Source organism: candidate division WOR-1 bacterium RIFOXYB2_FULL_36_35 (assembly GCA_001771505.1).
In the GTDB taxonomy this organism is placed as follows: Bacteria; Margulisbacteria; WOR-1; order XYC2-FULL-46-14; family XYC2-FULL-37-10; genus XYB2-FULL-36-35.
On sequence record MEUA01000034.1, the window covers coordinates 20,743 to 40,469 of the forward strand.

The 19,727-nt window shown below is 36.9% G+C and carries 16 protein-coding genes; 15 read left to right on the forward strand and 1 reads right to left on the reverse strand.

Annotated elements, in window-relative coordinates; genetic code table 11:
- Positions 1 to 21: 21 nt before the first annotated feature.
- From A2290_01815 to A2290_01865, 11 genes are all read left to right on the forward strand, one after another.
- Positions 22 to 5,334, forward strand: a complete 5,313-nt coding sequence (locus A2290_01815; protein OGC14568.1) for a hypothetical protein — start codon at positions 22 to 24, stop codon at positions 5,332 to 5,334.
- A 65-nt stretch (positions 5,335 to 5,399) separates the two neighbouring features.
- Positions 5,400 to 6,749: an RNA polymerase sigma-54 factor gene (locus A2290_01820; protein ID OGC14569.1), complete on the forward strand. Its 1,350-nt coding sequence runs from the start codon at positions 5,400 to 5,402 to the stop codon at positions 6,747 to 6,749.
- Positions 6,750 to 6,811: 62 nt separating this feature from the next.
- Entirely contained in the window at positions 6,812 to 8,128 is a 1,317-nt protein-coding gene (locus A2290_01825) for a hypothetical protein (GenBank protein ID OGC14588.1), read from the forward strand.
- Positions 8,129 to 8,160: 32 nt separating this feature from the next.
- A complete protein-coding gene (locus tag A2290_01830; protein OGC14570.1) occupies positions 8,161 to 8,418 on the forward strand; it encodes a DUF4258 domain-containing protein in 258 nt (85 codons plus the stop codon).
- Positions 8,405 to 8,620 carry a hypothetical protein gene (locus tag A2290_01835; GenBank protein OGC14571.1) on the forward strand — a complete coding sequence of 72 codons (216 nt, stop codon included), beginning with the start codon at positions 8,405 to 8,407 and terminating at the stop codon, positions 8,618 to 8,620. The genes A2290_01830 and A2290_01835 overlap by 14 nt, the downstream gene beginning before the upstream one ends.
- 75 nt (positions 8,621 to 8,695) lie before the next feature.
- Positions 8,696 to 9,955 (forward strand): adenosylhomocysteinase, encoded by a 1,260-nt coding sequence (locus tag A2290_01840; protein OGC14572.1) that lies wholly within the window; start codon positions 8,696 to 8,698, stop codon positions 9,953 to 9,955.
- Between the two features lie 95 nt (positions 9,956 to 10,050).
- On the forward strand, positions 10,051 to 10,320 hold the full coding sequence (locus A2290_01845) for a hypothetical protein (protein OGC14573.1): 270 nt from the start codon (positions 10,051 to 10,053) through the stop codon (positions 10,318 to 10,320).
- Positions 10,321 to 10,752, forward strand: coding sequence for a signal peptidase II (locus tag A2290_01850; protein ID OGC14574.1), 432 nt, complete (start codon positions 10,321 to 10,323; stop codon positions 10,750 to 10,752).
- Between the two features lies 1 nt (position 10,753).
- Positions 10,754 to 11,491 (forward strand): prolipoprotein diacylglyceryl transferase, encoded by a 738-nt coding sequence (locus A2290_01855; protein ID OGC14575.1) that lies wholly within the window; start codon positions 10,754 to 10,756, stop codon positions 11,489 to 11,491.
- On the forward strand, positions 11,457 to 12,365 hold the full coding sequence (locus A2290_01860) for an RNA pseudouridine synthase (GenBank protein OGC14576.1): 909 nt from the start codon (positions 11,457 to 11,459) through the stop codon (positions 12,363 to 12,365). The genes A2290_01855 and A2290_01860 overlap by 35 nt, the downstream gene beginning before the upstream one ends.
- 500 nt (positions 12,366 to 12,865) lie before the next feature.
- Positions 12,866 to 13,588, forward strand: a complete 723-nt coding sequence (locus A2290_01865) for a hypothetical protein (GenBank protein OGC14577.1) — start codon at positions 12,866 to 12,868, stop codon at positions 13,586 to 13,588.
- Here A2290_01865 and A2290_01870 read toward each other — a convergent pair.
- Positions 13,566 to 14,342, reverse strand: coding sequence for a hypothetical protein (locus tag A2290_01870; GenBank protein OGC14578.1), 777 nt, complete (start codon positions 14,340 to 14,342; stop codon positions 13,566 to 13,568). The genes A2290_01865 and A2290_01870 overlap by 23 nt on opposite strands.
- Before the next feature lie 488 nt (positions 14,343 to 14,830).
- Between A2290_01870 and A2290_01875 the strand changes: the two genes are divergently transcribed.
- Genes A2290_01875 through A2290_01890 form a run of 4 tightly spaced genes read left to right on the forward strand, consistent with a single transcriptional unit; the run spans position 14,831 to position 19,721 of the window.
- Positions 14,831 to 16,912: a hypothetical protein gene (locus A2290_01875; GenBank protein ID OGC14579.1), complete on the forward strand. Its 2,082-nt coding sequence runs from the start codon at positions 14,831 to 14,833 to the stop codon at positions 16,910 to 16,912.
- A gap of 60 nt (positions 16,913 to 16,972) precedes the next feature.
- Positions 16,973 to 18,466, forward strand: coding sequence for a lysine--tRNA ligase (locus tag A2290_01880; GenBank protein ID OGC14580.1), 1,494 nt, complete (start codon positions 16,973 to 16,975; stop codon positions 18,464 to 18,466).
- Between the two features lie 34 nt (positions 18,467 to 18,500).
- The gene (locus A2290_01885) at positions 18,501 to 18,860 is read left to right on the forward strand and encodes a hypothetical protein (protein ID OGC14581.1); all 360 of its coding nucleotides are present in this window, start codon (positions 18,501 to 18,503) and stop codon (positions 18,858 to 18,860) included.
- Positions 18,861 to 18,863: 3 nt separating this feature from the next.
- Positions 18,864 to 19,721 (forward strand): methylenetetrahydrofolate reductase [NAD(P)H], encoded by an 858-nt coding sequence (locus tag A2290_01890; GenBank protein OGC14582.1) that lies wholly within the window; start codon positions 18,864 to 18,866, stop codon positions 19,719 to 19,721.
- Positions 19,722 to 19,727 lie beyond the last annotated feature (6 nt).

A 19,727-nucleotide genomic window follows, 5' to 3' on the forward strand; every position in this document is an offset into this window, starting at 1 on the left:
ACTTAATTTTATCATGAAAATATGGGCTTGGCAATTAGGAAAAGATCGGAAAAAAGTGGTGAAAACAGGAAATTACGCCGCGTTTTTTTCGATAATCATGTAGGAAATCAAAATATGCCGTGTGATCTTAAAAAAATTGTTGTTTCTTCTCCCACCTCAGTTTATGCAGGGGAGATTCCTGCTTCCACAAAACTTCTTACTGTTTTTGGACGGGTAATCCCGTTTGCGATGGATAGCACCTTAAAAACAGCTTCGTTTTGCGCATCTTTGTTTAAGCTAAACAATTTTCAAAGAGAACTATTAAGGACAAAAGATATGCGTGTGGTTGATTGGGAATCTTTTGTAAGGCAGGGAGCAAAAGAAGATCAGTTTGCAAAAGAGCTTGCGGTAAACGGGCTTGAAGCTATACGAGGGATAAAAATTGTGGGGATGTATGGGATGGGGAGGCTTATGTCATTAAGATATGTAAGAGGTGTTGCAAATGCCTTTATTGAAGTTACAACTAGAGTTGTTTCTGATGTGGGGAGGGTTGTCAGATTTTTAAGCATAGAAGCAGATGGCAGAAAAGATGTGTCGATTGAATTGAGGGAGAGGGAGAATACAGAATTTGAACATGGGACACAGGTTGAGGTAAGGAGTAGTCTCCTTACTAACCTTAATAATAAAATATTGGAGGGGATTCATAATACATTTAGATTTGTAATGGATGTTGATGTTAAGGCAAATGCCGCGCGGGTTAATAATCCTCAAGAGTGGTTGAGCTTGAAACATGGAGATATAAACAAGGAATCAAAGGGAAAGTTAGAGATACAAGTATCTGGCGATAGTTTTAAGGTAAAAGACAGCGGCCATGGAATGGGGGCTGACAGATTGGTAAAAGGATATTTGGGGTTGGGGAGTTCGGAGGGGAGCTTGGAGAGAGAATATAGGGATGACATACAAGAGGCAGATATTTATTACTCAAGAGATTGTTCTAAAGGAGAGCAAAGAGTTATTAGTAATGGGAGAGTCAGTTTTTTGATGTGTGGGGTGGAGATAATAGGAATAGATATCTCAGGGGTTAATATTGAAAATAATTTGGGGATTGAGCTTGGAATAGGGATCAGGCCTTCTCAATCAAAAGATAAAATTAAACTGGGAGGAGAAGAGGTAAAAAGGATAAGTGAGTTGATTAAGCAGGTTTTGACGATTGCGGGGGAACGCAAGTGGTCAATCTTAAACAGTATAGCAGCGGCGCTGGAATCAAAAGAGCTTTTGTTTGAAATGGGGGAGAAAGATGCCCTCCTTAAGTTCATGTGCGTGGAGGGGAAAAAGGTCAGTGAGATGGAGGCTTGTTTCGAAACCCTCCTATTGCCTAACGAAAGAGGATTTGTTGATCTTAAAGTTTCAAGAAGAAAGGTTTACGTAAGAAGGGAACTTTTGGCTGAGTTTAAGATAAGCGATGCGGGGGTAGAGACCTATGACTCCACATTGTATGAGAGTAGAAGGGGATATATTGTACATTGGGCGGAATTTAACAGTGATGATGTGTGGGTGGAGGTAGGAAAGAATGTGATAATAAACAGGAAGTATCAGGGCAATAAATTGATGTTGAATCTGAGAGCCGGATTTTATGTCGGATATGGAGATAGGGAGATGCCGAAATTCAGATTGCTGTGGCCGTGGGAAGTTGATAATAGCGCCGATAATAGCATGGGGGAAGCAGGGGGAGTTGAAAATACTCATGCAAAAAGAGAGTTAAGCAATTATACGGATTTTTTGAGTAGACTTGGTGAACAAGATAGAAAGGGGGCTGCTGTATATCTGAGGATTTTTGGGGATAGTAAGGAGGCAAGGAGGTTAATTAAAGGTGTAATAAAGCGAAGAGATAAATTGGGAGCTGGACAAATTCCATTGGAAAAAGTTTTATTTAGGGCTAAGGAGCTTAGTAAGGCTAACGTTGATTTTTATTGTATTGCAGGGAGAGAATTTGTCAGATTTTCCAAACCTTTGGATCATATGTGTGAATTATATGAACTTGTGAATGGAAGACTTATTAAAACGGGAATTTTTTCTGATTCCTTAGAACTTTATCATTTTGAGGATGAATTATTCATTGTTGAAAAGAAATTTGATGATAATGGAGGTGAAAGCTTTATTATCTGGCTAAAAGGCAGAGATGGGAAGTTAAGAAGAGTTTTTTCCGGCAATAATAAATTTATTAATCTCTATTCGCATGAAAACAGAATTGTTGTTATTTTTCAGGATAATAGCAGTCGGGATACTCCGTTTGTTGTCTGTGAAGGGTCAAAAGATAGGCTGATATTTGAATATAAGTTTGAAGTTCCGAGGTGTCGGGCTTTTAATTTTTCAGGTGATTCCGTGATAACAGCTGTCGGAAATGTAATTGTAGATAAAACAATTGATGGTGATTTAAAAGAGATTACATTTGGAGAGAAATCTTTGTTATTTGTTTGTAAATATGATGAGGGTTACTTGATTCAGACCTTTTCTTCTTGTGAAGATAAGAAGATATTTCTTTTTCGCCAGGGGGAAGCAACTCTTGAGATAGATTCTCCCGGATTCATGCAAAGAGCAAGAGTTGTCGGGGATAAAATATTCTTGAATGGAATCACAGATAGCCATGTTAATGCTTTTTTTGAGATGGGATTAGATTATAAATTAAAAGAGAGTAGCGCTAAAGAGTTTTTTCTTTTAGATGGTGAAGCCGGATGTTTTTCTTTTTCTAACATGAATAAAATTGATAGGGAGACTTCTTTTTATAAAATAGGGACGCCTCTTCCCGTTTTGATGGTATTTTTTTTAGAAAAAGAAGGCGGTTCTCGCTTTTCAGATTTTGCTTTCTTAGAAGAAAGAAGAGATATTTATAGGTGTGCAGCCATTCCTGCTCATATCCCTACCAAAAAAGCATGGTTTTCATCCAATGATGAGAGAGAAACATATGAGAATCGCCGTCATGAGATGCTCTGCCGTATTGTGGCAGGGGATTATTCAAAAGGAGTTCAAAATCTTGAACTGTTTGGATATTTTCCTGCAAAAGCTGTTGAAAGTTTGGGAGATGAATTGGTTCTTAAAATTGAAGGGAGGCTTTCAACTAGAATTGGTGAAGCATTTAGGTTTCAAGAGGCATATTTGTCATTTATTGAAAAGTTATGGTATGCAAGTTATGGAGAAATAGAAGGAGATCTATTCAGGCGTGTTGTTTCAAGATGGGATATCTTGGTAAATGTCTTAGCGGGGGATATTGAAGAGCTTGAAAGGATCCTGGAGTATTTTGATGAGAAGGGTATCTATATGTATCTTTATAATGGAAAGGAGCTTCCGGATGATCCTGAAGTAAAAGGATTTGTTCATCTTCTAACCCGCGAAGATTTAAAGGTAAGAGAGGCCAATCTCCCTGCAACGGTAAGGGAAATTCCAAAAAGAGGGGGATGGACTGGGATTGTAGAGAGGCATGATTTGGCATTTTACTATTGGGCGGGGCTTTATGATCCCGGCTGGTCGCAAGAAAGAGAAAAGCACGCTAGATTACTTGCAGATTGGACAAGGGGTTATTATAAAGGAGATAGGATCGATCATAAAGTTTTTAAGTCTTACGTAAGGAGCGAAGTAAAAGGACAGGATTTAAAAAGGGATATTTGCGGAAGAGAGTTTATCCAAAATGGGATAGACGCGGGGGCCAAGAAGATGGATATTTTGACATCTACTCAAAGAATAGGGAGAGATTTATATCATTTTGCAACCTATCGGGATGATGGGCGAGGATTATCAGATTCAGGGGTTAAAGAGTTGTTATTGAATTTAGGCGTTTCAGACAAAAGGGGCGGGGGATTAGAAGGTAAAAAGAATATAGGTAAGAACGGGATAGGCTTTGAAAGCGCGTTAAATGATAATGATGTGGTTGTAGTAAAATCGTCATCAGGAGATGGAAATTATGTGGAAGTAGAGCTTCGTGGGAATAACCTTGATGCTCAAGTTTCAAAATATATTAATGGTTTAACTGATGCGGGAGTGAGCGGCTTTGAGGTCTCTGTAGGGAAGAAGATAGGGTCTGTATTTGATGAAGAAGAAAATAAGATAAAGATAGCATTTAGAGAGATGGCGCTGGAGTTTAGAGTAAGGGATATGGCGGGATTGGTCGATCCTGCTGTTTTAAATATTTCTTATAAAGGGGTTGGGATAGCAGAAAGAATTTTAAACAAGGAGAGTCTTGCATTAAAAGGGAGGGGGGTATATTCATTGTTAAAAGTGGAAAAGGAGCATGAGGATAGAGTTGTTCAAAACGGGTTGATAGTAAATCATTCTAAGGAGAGATATTTAAAATATTTTCCTGAGTTTTTAAAAAGATATGTGGAAGATTGCGCTTTTGAGATTGGAGAAAATGAGGAATTGACAAGAGGGAGAGATGATGTGATGGAAGATGAGAGGGTGGTTGCAAATATCTTTATACAACTTGCTATGCAAAAAGCCATAAAAGAGTATCTTCAGACTGGAGAAGAGTTTGGAAATTTACCGAAAGATTATCTCTATTCGCAGCATGTAGAGCTTGGGAATGGTAATTTGGAGGGGAATATTCCCATGGAGGTAAAAACCCTGGCAGAAATTATAAATGGAGGGGATATCAATCTTGTTGATTTGACGGGATATCAGGGGAGAGAAGAGGAATTGACAATGCTTATGACTCTGATTGGAATAAAAGATAGCGATGGGAAGATAATTTCTTTACAAGATGTGCGAGATTCTGTTGCGAGAGGCGCGTTGTTGGAAAGCTCGTTAATATCATCTTCATTTAGAATGATAATGACAAGCGCAACTAGAAGAAGAAGAGAGTTTCTAGAAGCGTATCAAGCAGAAAATGAAAGAGAAGATGTTGCCTATCTGCCTACGCATCTGGAAAAGTTTCAAGCGATGATGCTTGAGATATATCAGGCTATGGGATTACATGATCCGAAAGTCGTATTTTATTCAAATCCTAAAGAGATAAGGATTGCAACCTTTGGACCGAATGTCTTTAAGTTTAGGCGGGAGGCGATTGAGGATGATGCGAAAGAGTTGAATAAAATATTGGCATTGAGGCAGGAAGGGCTCCTTGCTAAACTTGCAATGAGAGGAGAAGATTTGGTCATTAGAGACCTTGCCTATAGGGCGGACACAGCAATTAAGATGTTATCTTCTTTAATAGAAGGCACGGGAATTCATGAAGAAGTACATGAGCATTTTGTCAGACTGGGAATTCCTGAGGGGTGGAGTCATGGGAAGAGATTTAAAGATAGGGCGATCGGCTTTGTCGATGTGATGTTAAAAAATGGTTATAATCCTCTTATTCCCCAGTAGACATCCTAAATTATCTATTCCTCAAAACCCTTTGATTATAAAGCTAAATCAGGTTAAAATTAGATATGGTTGAGCTTAGTTTCCATCAAGAGATAAATCAAGAATTGCAACTTATGCTTTCCCCTAAGTTACTTGCCATGCTTCGCATTTTGGCCCTCCCTTATGTTGAGATAATAACAGAAATAGAAAAAGCCTCGGAAGAAAACCCTCTTGTTGAGATACAATCCAACGAAAAGTTGATGGAATATCTTGAGTACCTGGGATCTAATAAAAAAATCAGGAAGCAGGTCGATTTTGATGAGTATCCGGGATTGGAGAATATAAAAAATACGCCTAAAAAACTGAAGGCTTTTTTATTGGATCAACTGAATTTAATTGATCTTGATGATAATAAATTTGATATTGGCCGTGAGATTATAGAAGAGATAGATGATCGCGGTTATATAAAAAATTATAATGAGGTTAGAGATAAAATCGTAAAAGATTTTAACGTCTCTTTTCATGTTGTAGATGAAGTTTTAAAAGTGATTCAGACATTTGAACCTGAAGGTGTTGGCGCTAGGGATTTTAAAGAGTGCTTGTTGTTACAGGTCCAGAATTTTGGGTTTGAATCTGATAAATTGCAAAAGCTTATAGAAAAAGTTATAAAAAATCATCTTGAAGAGATCTCAAAAAACAATGTTTCTAAAGTGGCGGAGATTTTGAGTATATCCCAAGAGGGGGTTTCCCAGGTAATGGATTTTATAAAAAAAAATCTCAATCCTAATCCGGGTTTAAATTTCGGAGATGAAGCGCAAAGAGTTATTCCATCTTTTTCCATAGAGGTTACGGAAAAAGGCGAAGAGGTAAAACTTGTTAATCTTGAAAAGGAATACGGTCCTAAAATAAATATATCTGAAGAGTATCAGAAAATGCTAAAAGATTCTAAGACGGATAAAGAAACAGTGAAATTTTTAAAAGATAAGCTTGAAAAAGCAAAAGAATTAATAGAAAACCTTCGCAAAAGAGGGGAGACCTCCCAATCAATTATGAATATAATTATAGAGGTGCAAAAAGGGTTTTTTAAAAAGGGGGCGCAAATGCTCCTTCCTTTGGCGCAAAAAGATTTGGCCGAAAGATTAGGCCTGCATCCTTCTACTATTTCTAGGGCATTATCTGGCAAATATGTGCAGACTCCAAAAGGACTTGTTCCGCTTAGTTTTCTCTGCCAAAGGGAGCTTAGCGGTTTTTCTCCTATGGCAATAAAGGGTAAAATTATAGAGATAGTTAAAAATGAAGACAAGAAAAACCCTTTAAGCGATAAAGAGATTTTAGAAACATTAAAAAAGCATTTTGTTGTTGTAGGTAGGCGAACCGTGGCTTCATATCGTAAGCAGCTTGGGATTTTATCGGCAGATGAGAGGATCTCTTTGTGAATAAAAACGAGAAAAAAGCTGTTATTTTAATTGTAGATGATGAAAAGTCATTGCGTGATTCAATGCAGATGCTTTTATCTGATAATTATGAAGTTATTTTTGCTTCTCGGGGACTTGAAGCCATAGAAAAAGTTAAACAGTTTTTCCCTGATCTTGTATTGCTTGATATTCGACTGCCGGAGATTGACGGACTTGAAGTTTTGCGCCGTATTAAAGATATAGATCCTGATCTTGATGTTGTTATGGTTACTGCCATGAATACCGTGCAGTATGCCGTTGATGCCATGAAGGCCGGAGCATATGATTATATAACCAAGCCTTTTGATGTCGGGACAATCTCTTCTTTGATATCAAAAATTTTGGAGCAAAAAAAACTTAGAAATCAGAATATATTTTTGAAAGAGGAAGTGGATAAAAGATATCGATTTGAAAAGATGGTTGGGATAAGCCCTGAAATGCTGGAGCTGTTTTCAGTTATTTCTCAAATTTCAGAAAATGATTCGACGATTCTTATCTATGGGGAATCAGGGACGGGAAAGGAACTTGTTGCCCGCGCGATTCATAATCTTAGCAAACGGAGTAACAATCTTTTTGTCCCGGTAAATTGTGCGGCAATTCCTGAAAATCTTTTAGAATCAGAGCTTTTTGGGCATGAAAGAGGCTCTTTTACCGGGGCGGTCGAGAAAAAATTAGGCAAGTTTGAAATTGCTGATGGGGGAACCCTTTTCCTTGATGAAGTAAGCAGCCTTCCTTTGGCAATGCAGGCAAAGCTTTTAAGAGCCCTTCAGGAAAAGGAGATCGAACGGGTAGGCGGCCAACATCCTATTCCTGTTGATGCAAGAATTGTATCGGCGACAAATATAAATCTTTTGGAGGCTGTCAAAAAAAATGAATTTAGAAATGATTTGTATTATAGATTAAATGTTATTCCTATAAATATTTCTCCTTTAAGGGAAAGGAGAGAAGATATTCCTGTTTTGTTAAAACATTTTCTTGATTTTTATAACGTTGAGTTCGGTAAAAAAATCAAAGGGTTTTCCGTCGATTGTGAAGATGCTTTAATAAGTTATGATTGGCCCGGCAATGTAAGGGAATTGCAAAACCTTATTGAGCGTTTGGTCGTTTTATCAAAAGATGATGTAATCTTGGAAGAAAAACTTCCTTTAGAGATTAGACAGGCGGGGGGAGACGGGTTTATAGAAATAGATCCTGGCCTTGACACTATGAATCTTCGTTTGGCTTCCATGAAATTTGAGTCGGAGTTTATTAAAAAGGCGTTGGAAAAAGTTGGAGGGAGAAAAAATAAAGCGGCCGAGCTTTTGGGGATTCATCGTAATACTCTTATTCAAATTGAAAAAAAATTAAAAAAACAAAATTGATCCTATCTAAGAATTATGTTAGCATTTAGAAAATGAAGGAGATTTCTTTTTGTTCCCATGCACAAGAAAAATTCAAAATACTAGAAGAGCATGGGTTTTCTGTTAGCAAAGAAAAAGTATTGGATGTTATTAAAAAACCTGATAAAAAAGAAAAAGGATTTAAAGATAGATTCATAGCTCAAAAAGCCATAGACTTTAAGCATGTTTTAAGAGTTGTTTATGAAGAAAAAGACAATTTAATAGTAATAATTACTTTTTATCCAGGGAGGCGAAGTTATTATGAAGGTTAGATATAATAGGGAAGCGGACATTGCTACACTTGAACTTAATTCAAAAAAAATTGATCATGCTCAAGAAGCTCAAAATATTATTATACATTTTTCAAAAGATGACGAGCCCGTCCTACTTGAAATATTAAATGCAAGCGAATTTTTGACTGGGATAACAAAAGCAACTATTCGTTCGACAAAAGAAAAAGCTGTTAAGCTTTAGAAGCCTCAACTGGTTGAATGATTGTTGTTGTACGGAGTATAATAACTTTATTATTTTTTGAAAGGGGATAATATTATGAATTTTGATATAAAAGATAAAAATTTGGCTTCTGTTGGAAAAAAACGGATTGAATGGGCAGATAATGATATGCCCGTGTTAAGACAGGTTAAAGAGAAATTTACAAAGGAAAAGCCGCTCCTCGGGCTTAAAATGTCTGCATGCCTCCATGTTACGGCAGAGACTGCAAATCTGGTTAGGACATTAAAAGCTGGTGGCGCTGATATCGTTCTTTGTGCGTCAAACCCTCTTTCCACCCAAGATGATGTTGCAGCCTCGTTGGTTTTTGATTATGAAATATCTGTTTTTGCCATAAAGGGTGAAGACAATAAGACCTATTATCAACATCTTTATGCGGCGCTCGATCATAAGCCTCAAATTACAATGGATGACGGAGCTGACCTTGTCTCGGCAATTCATAAAGAAAGAGCTGAACTTATTCCCCAGATTATAGGGAGTATGGAGGAGACAACAACCGGAGTTATTCGTCTTAAAGCAATGGAAAAAGATAAGGCTTTAAAGATCCCTATTATTGCGGTAAATGACGCGGCAACCAAAAATCTTTTTGATAACAGATATGGAACCGGACAGTCGACAATTGACGGGATTATTCGCGCGACAGATGTCTTGCTCGCGGGTAAAAATGTGGTGACAGTTGGATATGGCTGGTGTGGAAAAGGTTTTGCAATGAGGGCCAGGGGGTTGGGGGCTAATGTTATTGTGGCTGAAATTGATCCTGTTAAAGCCCTTGAAGCTGTGATGGATGGATTTCGTGTTATGCCTATGGTAGAAGCCGCAAAAGTTGGAGATGTTTTCTGTACGTTGACGGGAGATATTAATGTGATAGATGTCCATCATTTTGAAGTTATGAAAGATGGCGCTATAGTTTGTAATTCCGGCCATTTTAATGTGGAAATAAATATTGAAGGATTAAAGAAAATCGCAAAATCTGTGAAAGAGAATGTCAGAAATTTTGTTGATGAATATACTTTGAAAAACGGGCATCGTATTAATCTTTTGGCTGAGGGACGTTTAATTAATTTATCTGCCGCAGAAGGGCATCCTGCCTCTGTTATGGATATGAGTTTTTCTACCCAGGCGCTTGCTTCCGATTTTTGTATTAAAAATAAAGGGAAACTTGAGCCTAAAGTTTATTATGTTCCTCAGGATATAGAGGATTGGGTTGCAAAACTAAAACTTAAATCTATGGGTATAGAAATAGATGTTTTAACCGCTGAACAGGAGAAATATTTGGCTTCTTGGAGTGAGGGGACATAATATAAACCCAGATTATTCATAATCGGGGTAAAGAGAATAGGGAAAAAGGGCAACTTAGAAGGAGTAGGTTTTGATAAAGGTGACTGATGTATAATATGGCAGATGATAGACTTATAGAAGCTATAGAGAGTATCCGCAGGGACAGAAAAGATCCTCTACGCTATATCTTTTTTACCTTTTTAAATGGTATAGCTTATGGTTTTGGCATAGGCATAGGAATGACGGTTATTCTTGGATTTATCTTGTTTGTTTTGACTCATGTTATTTCTGGCATGGTAGATATCCCTTTAATAGGACATTATTTTAATGAACTTGGAAAGATAATAGAATCTTATAGCGTCCAGAATGCTATAATAAGAAGATAGATGCAATTTTTTATTATAACAGCGTCAGTTCTTTTATTTGATCAGTTTTCGAAATTTCTTGTTCATCGCTTTATGTTTGTAAACCAAAGCATTCCAATCATAGAAAATATTTTGCATTTAACTTACGTTCAAAACAGTGGGGCTGCTTTTGGTTTGTTTAGAGGTAAGATTTTATTTCTTTTAATAACGGGAGTACTGGTTATTGCCGCGATTTTTTATTTTCATGAGCGGCTAAGATTTGATGATCATCTTCAAACGCCTCTTGCTCTTCTTTTGGGTGGGAGTCTTGGCAATATGTCAGACAGGGTTTTTCGCCGTTATGTAGTCGATTTTATCGATTTTAGAATATGGCCAGTTTTTAATGTCGCGGATGTTATGATTAATGTGGCGGTCTTTTTTATAATTTTTATTGTTCTTAAGGAGGGAAAATGACGTGCATCCAATTTTGCTTAAAATAGGCAGTATGACTATTTATTCTTATGGATTTATGTTGGCGCTAGGTTTTTTAGCCAGTATTATCCTTGCTTGTTTTTTGGCGCGTAAGATATCTATTAAGCCAGAAAATATTTTAGATGTTGCAATGTTTGTTTTTATTGGGGCAATTATCGGCGCCCGTACTTTTTATGTAATATTCTTTTGGTATGAAATTAGAAACCCATGGGAAGCTTTTATGATATGGAACGGCGGTCTTATATTTTATGGCGGTCTTGTTTTTGGCCTTTTAGGGCTCATTTGGGCGTGTAAGATATTTAAAATTTCAGTTATGGACATGCTTGATATTGCAACTCCTGCCACTTTTTTGGGATACGCAATCGGAAGAATAGGTTGTTTTTTAAACGGATGTTGTTATGGTGTAAAATGTTCTCTCCCTTGGGCTGTAGAGTTTCCTCATCTTTTAGAGCTTCGTCATCCTACTCAGATTTATGCCTCTATTTCTGGTTTTATTATAATGGGTATTTTGTTGTTTTTGTTTTATAGAAGAAAGTTTCAGGGACAGATTTTTGCTCTGGGAATCATTTTTTATCCTTCTTACAGGTTTTTAATAGATTTTATAAGGGATAATACACGCTATTTATTTGGTTTAACAAATGCCCAAATAGGATCAATTTTTATTATTATTTTCGGTCTTATACTTTATGGAATATTTAGTAGACGCGTCGAAATTAAATAGACGGCTTGACATTTTTGTTTCGTCCTTGGATGTTGGGCTTTCAAGATCTCAGGCTTGCAATTTAATAAGAAACAATGACATTTTGGTAAATGACAAGGCTTCTAGACCTTCCTATAAATTAAAAATAAATGACAAAGTATCTGTCAATATTCCCAGGCCAAAAGAACTGAAGACTGGAGCAGAAGATATCTCTTTAGATATTATTTATGAAGATTCAGATATTATTGTTATAAATAAACCTCGCGGGATGGTTGTTCATCCTGGAGCTGGCAATTATTCCGGGACTTTGGTTAATGCTTTACTTTATCATTGTAAAGATTTATCGGGAATAGGAGGTGTTTTGAGACCGGGAATTGTCCACAGACTTGATAAAGATACGTCAGGCGTTATTATTGCGGCAAAAAGTGACGAGGCCCATAAAGCTTTAAGCCGTCAATTTAAAAACAGGACAATTAAAAAGATTTATTTAGCTTTGGTTAAAGGGATCGTTAAAGAAGATTCAGGAGTTATAGATGTACCTATAGGAAGGCATCCCGTGAATAGGAAAAAGATGGATGTGGCAAGTCCACAAAAAAAGCAAAGATTTCGGAAGGCTATTACACATTATAAAGTTATTAAAAAATTTAAAGATGTTACTTTGCTTGAGATTGAACCTAAGACGGGGAGAACTCATCAGATAAGAGTTCATTTGGCAAGTATCGGACATCCGGTTGTTGGCGATGTTTTGTATGGAGGTTCAAAGTATAAGGCTCAAAGTACGGAAAAAAGCGGGCAGTTGTTGCATGCCAAGAGTATTAGGTTCATGCATCCAACAACTGGAAAATATGTTGAGTTTGAGGCAGACGTTCCTGAAGACATGAAAAGTTATTTATGACTCAAATAGTAGCAATTTCCATCTGTCAAAAAAACGGTGCAGGCCGTAATCTGTGTGTATTGTTTTTTGTTTAAAATATTATAAACGATGACAAGAATCCTATTGCAGATGGGAATAGAACCAAAAGTGATTGCTCTCCTCCCATATCAATGCCGGTTACCTTGAAACTTGTATAGACCGCTAACCCGATCAGCAAACTTACCCCACTCCCTTTTAATATTCTTTTTATGATGATCATTTTAATCATCTCCTATATTTATATCGGGGGGCTATTTTGGAAATTTCAGGTTAAATGATAATATATTGATGAAGGGAGAGCGCCAGGAAGGGCTAGAAAAGTGAGGAATGTGCCCCGATATGGGGTTAAAGAGAGGAAAAAAAACAATAGGGGTCTGTTGCATAATGGTCATTCCCGTGTGGCTCCCCGCTTTCGTGGGGATGACAAATTGCAAAAACTGCTATTATGCAACAAGCCCAATAGGGGTTATAGGAGATTAGAAATGATAAGCAGGGAGAAAGCCATAAAAATTAAGGCGCTTGCGATTGATATCGGAAACAGTTCTACCGCTTTTGGATTGTTTGAAGGTGAGCGGCTAAAAAAGCGTTGGATTTGTGATACAAAAAAACTTAAAAAAGCTGATTTGAAAATTTTTAAGGATTGCAAAGTTGTTGTCTCTTCTGTTGTTCCATCTGTTGATAAGCTTATAAAAAAGATTTTATCAGGGGCAAGATTTATTGATCCTTCCAAGTTTGATTTATTAAAAATTAAAATTAGAAATAAAAAAGAAATCGGAGCGGATAGGGTTGTTAACGCTTATGCGGCAAAAAAACTGTATGGATATCCTGTCATAGTTGTGGATTTTGGCACGGCAACTACCTTTGATGTCGTTTCAAGTAAAGGTGAATACATTGGAGGCTCTATAGTTTCGGGCATTCGAATGACCTGCGATGCGCTTTCTGAAAAGACGGCAAAACTTCCTAATATTACAATCAAGCCCCCCAAAAAAATAATTGGTGGTTCAACTGTTGAGGCGATGAGATCCGGAATTTTATATGGCTATGTATCTCTTGTTGAAGGAATGATTGCAAGGCTTCAAAAAGAGATGGGCGTAAAAGTAAAAGTTGTCGCAACAGGCGGTTATGCAAAATTAATTGCGCAATATGCTAAAGGGATAGATGTTGTTGATATGAACTTAACGCTTAAGGGGTTGTCTCTAGTGTAGGGTATGAAATTATTAGCGAGAGATAAGAGGCGTTGTAGTCATTAAAATAAAAAGTTATCCCTAATCCTGAAGGGGTTTGTTCTTTTTTAATCGGTTGGGTGCAGAAAGGTGTTTTTAAGAGTAAAGATTGTGGTTCCCAGATCCCACCAATAGGATTATTTTCCATATCAATAAATGCAAAAGCTACTTCACCTATATTTTCATCAGAAGTGATACTATTTCCTACTCCATCTACAAATCCAATTAAACTAAGGCAAGCTTTCTCGCCAGAAGAAAGATGTCCAATTATATCCTGCGGGTAACCGTAAAATATGCCAACATTTCCTGTTTGGCTTGGGTTGTTTCCCCAGAAAGAGGTATTGTGTGTATCTGGATTAGTTGGAGAAGTTCCACAACTTTTACCAAATGAATCGCAAATCCATGTCCAATTTTTTGATTCCCATACAGTGGTTAAATCTGGTTGAGGTGTTGGAGTAATCATTGGAGATGGTGTTGGCTCAGTTGGGAGTGTCGGAGTTGGAGTAATTATTGGAGATGGTGTTGGCTCAGTTGGGAGCGTTGGTGTTGGGGTAATTGTTGGAGTAGCTTCTGGAGCTAGAGGATCTAAAACAATATTGCTGTTGCTTTCGCAATTGATCAATGATGCAACTAAAAATAATAATATAATATTATTCGATTTATTAAATCCAATGTTCCTGTGTAGAATTAAATTTGATTCTCTTCTATGACAAGTTGGGGCTGTTATTGGTCTCATGAATAATTATCGAAAAAGAGTGAGAGAATTTCACCCCGATTATTCATACCTAAGGATTCTCTCAACAACCTACTAGAATTCTGTTCATCCATGAATAATCGGGGTTCAAGTAATTTTAAAACAGCCCAGGTTTTATCCTTATTTTCTGCAATCTCATCTTAAAATTTTCGATAGATATATGTGATAACAAGGGAAAGGCATGACTTGTAGAGTGAAAAAAAACGATGAACCCCGATTGTTTACTGTAAAACTAAAAACTAACCCGACTATCATAATCGGGGTAAAAGAGAATAGGCTTTGAATGTGAGGAGATTTTAAGTGGTAAAAATATCTCAATTTGGACAGAAGGCCCCTTTAAAAAGAATAAAAGAGATAATCCTTGGACAAGCTTCCCCTAAAAAAAAAGATTATTATGCGCAATTATCCAGAGCTGGTTTTGAAAAAAATCGATAAATAAATTATGGGAGGCAAACATAGAATTAGATGGTTTGCTTAAATTATCTAAATATTGTTATACGTTAAATGAAGGAGAATTTGCGCTTTATTATTCGGATTTAGTTGCTCATTTTTTAAGTAAAAAGAGTGTAACTGTTCAGTATTGTATTGACCTTGCCAAGATATGTGATAGTAACGGAACTCGTATATTATCCCGAAATGCTAACATAGGCAAGTTTTTATCAGAAGCTTTTCCTTTAAAAGATGTTAAAAGAGTTGCGGACTTAAAAGATAGTGAAGGGAGGACTATTTTTAGAAACGATGAAATTGAATATAAATGCAGACTTGATGATATAAGAAATCTTTTGAAGACCGGCATCTCCTTAAAAACAGTTGAAAGACTTGTGAGTGAAGTAGTATTTGATAGTGGGGCAACTGTTTTTCAAACACCGAGAGATATTATTAGATTTTTAAAATCTGGCGGAGATTTAGAATATGCACAATCTGCGATTGGGATAAGAGATCATGAAGGAAGAGAAATTTTTAATGAATTTACATTAGGCTTGTGTAAAGAGAATGGCTTTACGATTCTGCAGCTGCGACAGATTGTTGATATTTCAGATACAGAAAGTCATACTATTTTTTCTGATGGAGAAGATGTTTATGCTGTATTGCGGAGGGATCAATTAAAACTCGATTTGGTTTCCTTAAGAAATACAGAGGAGGCTACGGTTTTTAGAGATGGAGCTGATATAAACAGGTTTGTGGCGGCAGGAGGGACATATGAAAGGGGAAGCGAGTATGTATCTGTACGAGTTAATGGGGCAACAGCTTTTAACGGTCATGATATAGCGGTTTTGCAATCTAATGGAGTTCCCGCGGATTACACGCAAAAAATGGTTGAAGCTGGGCTTAACGCGGATACTATTATTTATTATTATAAATTGGGACTAAAGTCCATAGATATTGATTTTAAGAATGACGGCAGACCAAAAGCTCTATTTTTATATCCTACAGACGATCCTACTTTTTTGGGTGATTGTGTTTTTAGCGAAGAGAGAGCTATAAATGTAATTTCTATTATTAAAGATCATTACGATATTAAGCTTAGGGCTATATCTACAGTTGAAGAGATGTGTAAATGTTTGGATGAAGATAGTGATCTTAAATTACTTGTGTTGGGGGGGCATGGATCAAGAGAGACTCTTACTTTTGGATGTAGCCGTCCTAAATATGGGATACACTATTCTGATGATTCTAGAGAGTTAAAAGTTAGTAAATTTAATTTGAAAGAACATTTAAGAAAATTACCTGAGGATCTCGTCATATTTCTTGACTCATGTTTAAATGGTGAGGGTGGTGCGGAAGGAGAAAACATGGCGAATTATGTGGCCCAAAGTGCTCCGGGGAGGAAAGTTATCTCTTCAATGGTTGCTTTTAATGGTGGGGATATATGTTTTCATAGTTTTATACCTTTTGATATAGATATATTTAAGCATTTGAAAAGGGGGACATATATTCCGGAAAATGGATGGAGAAAAATAAAATTTTCACCAACAGATACCCTAATCTGTTCGTCTATGAACCCCGATTTCGTAATCGGGGTGAATAATCGGGGTTTAAGTTTTCCTTTTTTGCATTTGCCTAATAATCCTACAAGAGAAAGATTTTATGAAATGATAGAGAGGGCAAGAAGTTCATTAATTATGAATGAAATAGTAAGTGGCTTTGATTTGGAACTTATCGAGAGTAGAGACTATTGTGATGATTGTAATACTGGATATTTTGGGTTAGAGTATGTTTTCTATAAAAGATTTATGCAACCGTGGGCAGCAAATGGTAAAGCTTCTCTGTTTTTGTATTATAATGATTCTTTGACAGGAAAAGAGCTAATTCCTCCCTTCCCTTTTCTTTTCTCTAAAGGGTTTAGGCCTGTTGATTATCCTTTAAATGGAGACGTAGTCGCTTATTTTTTGAGAAAATTTGATAGACCGGAATATTTTGGAATATATGATGATGGCCGAGTGATTTCTAAGTTAGGGTTTGGTCATATTGTTAGGCATGATCTCTCTTTAGTCCCTTATTCTGAGTATACTCCTACAGATTCTGTGGCATTTTTGAGATATTTTGGTTAGAAAATCCCCCATCGAATTCTCTCTCTTAAATTGGTATAATAAACAAAAAGAGGAGCTGTTATGTCAGAAGAACTAAGCGATTTGTTGAAAGTAAGGCGGGAGAAACTTGAAGATTTTAAAAAGGCCGGTGTCAATCCGTATCCTTATAAATATGAGCGGACTATTACCGCGATTGAAATACTTCAAAAATTTGAAGGAATAAAAGAACACGAAGAGAGCCCCGAAATTGTTTTTATTTGCGGGCGTGTTATGGCAAAGAGGGGACATGGGAAAGCTTCATTTGGACATATCCAGGACGAAACCGGCCGTATCCAGATTTATGCTAAACAGGATATTATAGGCGAAGCAAGCTACGAGCTTTACAGAAAAGTTGATATGGGCGATTTTATCGGCGTGAAAGGGCATATTTTCAGGACCAAAACGGGAGAACTTACAGTCCGTGTGGAAGAGTGGGTAATGCTTTCAAAAAATCTTCATCCGCTTCCTGAAAAATGGCATGGACTCCAAGATAAAGAGCTTAGATATCGTCAGCGTTATGTTGATTTGATGGTAAATCACGAAGTTAAAGATATTTTCGTAAAAAGATCAAAGATAATCTCAGGGATCAGAAAGTTTCTTGAAGAAAAAGGGTTTATGGAGGTTGAGACTCCGATTTTGCATGTTTTGCAGGGAGGCGCCGCTGCCCGACCTTTTAAAACGCATCATGAAGCTTTGGATATGCCTTTGTTTTTGCGAATTGCTCCTGAACTTTATCTGAAAAGATTGTTAGTCGGCGGATTTGAAAAAGTTTTTGAAGTCGGGAGATCTTTCCGTAATGAAGGGATATCTTTCAAGCACAATCCCGAGTATACGATGCTTGAAGCTTATCAGGCATATGCCGACTATAATGATGTTATGTCTCTTGCGGAGAGTATGATTTCAAAAGTCATAGAAGAAACGGTTGGGACCCTCGAAATAGAATTTAAAGGGGAGAGACTTGATTTTAAGCCTCCTTTTAAAAGAATCCCTTTGCTTGAAGCCTTAAAACATTATGGACATATTGATATAGATGGGAAATCGGAAGATGAGATAAAAAACATCGGGAAAGAGAAAGGGATAGAGGGGGCGCTTGAAATAGGGGTCGGCAAGGTTATCAATGAATTGTATGATAAATTTGTCGAACCGAATCTTAGACAGCCGACGTTTATAATTGATTATCCAATCGAAACATCTCCGCTTGCCAAGAAAAAAAGAGATAATCCCCGTTTGGTTGAAAGATTTGAATTGATTGTTGCCGGCATGGAAATAGCCAATGCTTTTTCCGAGCTTAATGACCCAATCGATCAGAGGGAGCGATTCCAGAAACAAGCAGACCTTAAAGCGGCAGGTGATCTTGAAGCTGAATCCATGGATGAAGACTTTTTGCAGGCTTTGGAGTATGGCATGCCGCCAGCAGGCGGGCTTGGGGTTGGAATCGACCGCCTTGTTATGCTTGCGACAAATTCTCCATCAATTAGAGATGTGCTGCTATTTCCTCATATGAGACCGTTGCTTAAAAATGAAGATATGGCATGAAAATTGCTATATATTCTTGAGGAGGCGCTAAAATATGGCAATTACGAAGGAAGATATAGAAAAAATGTCAGAAGTTTTTCTTACAAAGACGGAATTTCGTTCTTTCACTGATGAAAATTTATCAGTAAAGAGTGATGTTGCGGTACTGAAAAGTGATGTTTCGATACTGAAGAGTGATGTTTCGATACTGAAAAATAAAGTTTCTGACCTTGAAGTCTTGATGTCAAAATTTGACATAGGGCAAGAACAATTGATTAGAGGTCAAGATAAATTGTTGAAAATGTTTGAAAATTTATTTACTGAACAAAAAATAAATTTTGTTCAATATAGACGGCATGATGACCAACTAATTAACCATGAGGAAAGAATCGTAACTTTAGAGGCAAAGGTTTAATTGATGAAAGTTGTAGATATATTTGAAAAAGATAAACTTACTCTCTCTTTTGAGTTTTTCCCGCCTAAAACAGAAGATCAGGAAAGAAATCTTTTTTATGTGATTTCGGAACTTAAAAATTTTAATCCTGATTTTGTCTCTGTAACTTATGGCGCTATGGGGACAACACGAGACAAAACATTTTTATGGTCCAAAAAGATCAAGCATGAGCTTAAAATTGAACCCGTTGTACATTTGACTTGTGTTTATGCAGATAAAGATACAGTGGAAAAGCAGGTCAGGGAATTAAAAAAATACGGGATAGAAAATATCCTTGCCCTAAGAGGAGATCCTCCCATTGAAGATATTTATATTCCGCCTAAAAACGGGTTTTTATATGCAAAAGATCTTGTCTCTTTTGTAAAAGAAATTGCTTGTGATTTTTGTGTCGGAGTTGCGGGGTTTCCCGAAGGGCATTGTTCTATTTCCGACTTAAGCGTTGATACAAATTATTTAAAAGAGAAGATAGAATCTGGCGCTGAATATGTTATTACGCAGATGTTCTTTGATAACAGGTATTTTTTTGATTTCAAGGAGAGATGCGAAAAAAAAGAAATTTCTGTCCCTATAATCCCGGGGATTATGCCCATTACAAATGTCGGGCAGATAAAAAAAATGACACAGATTTGCGGGGCTACAATTCCAAAAGAATTGCTAAATAAGATAGAAAAACATTCTTCTGATTATGCCTCTGTAATGGAAATAGGCGTTGAACACGCGATTAAACAAACTTTAGAACTTGTCAAAAACAATGTTTTAGGCCTTCATTTTTTTGTTATGAACCAGTCTGGCCCTGTCTCCAAAGTTCTTTCAGCTTTATAACTTTTT

Coding starts and splice junctions, on each gene's coding strand:
- A2290_01815 (OGC14568.1), top strand. CDS start 22: ATGGGCTTGGCAATTAGGAAAAGATCGGAAAAAAGTGGTGAAAACAGG.
- A2290_01820 (OGC14569.1), top strand. CDS start 5,400: ATGGTTGAGCTTAGTTTCCATCAAGAGATAAATCAAGAATTGCAACTT.
- A2290_01825 (OGC14588.1), top strand. CDS start 6,812: ATGCAGATGCTTTTATCTGATAATTATGAAGTTATTTTTGCTTCTCGG.
- A2290_01830 (OGC14570.1), top strand. CDS start 8,161: ATGAAGGAGATTTCTTTTTGTTCCCATGCACAAGAAAAATTCAAAATA.
- A2290_01840 (OGC14572.1), top strand. CDS start 8,696: ATGAATTTTGATATAAAAGATAAAAATTTGGCTTCTGTTGGAAAAAAA.
- A2290_01845 (OGC14573.1), top strand. CDS start 10,051: ATGGCAGATGATAGACTTATAGAAGCTATAGAGAGTATCCGCAGGGAC.
- A2290_01850 (OGC14574.1), top strand. CDS start 10,321: ATGCAATTTTTTATTATAACAGCGTCAGTTCTTTTATTTGATCAGTTT.
- A2290_01860 (OGC14576.1), top strand. CDS start 11,457: ATGGAATATTTAGTAGACGCGTCGAAATTAAATAGACGGCTTGACATT.
- A2290_01865 (OGC14577.1), top strand. CDS start 12,866: ATGATAAGCAGGGAGAAAGCCATAAAAATTAAGGCGCTTGCGATTGAT.
- A2290_01870 (OGC14578.1), bottom strand. CDS start 14,342: ATGAGACCAATAACAGCCCCAACTTGTCATAGAAGAGAATCAAATTTA.
- A2290_01880 (OGC14580.1), top strand. CDS start 16,973: ATGTCAGAAGAACTAAGCGATTTGTTGAAAGTAAGGCGGGAGAAACTT.
- A2290_01885 (OGC14581.1), top strand. CDS start 18,501: ATGGCAATTACGAAGGAAGATATAGAAAAAATGTCAGAAGTTTTTCTT.
- A2290_01890 (OGC14582.1), top strand. CDS start 18,864: ATGAAAGTTGTAGATATATTTGAAAAAGATAAACTTACTCTCTCTTTT.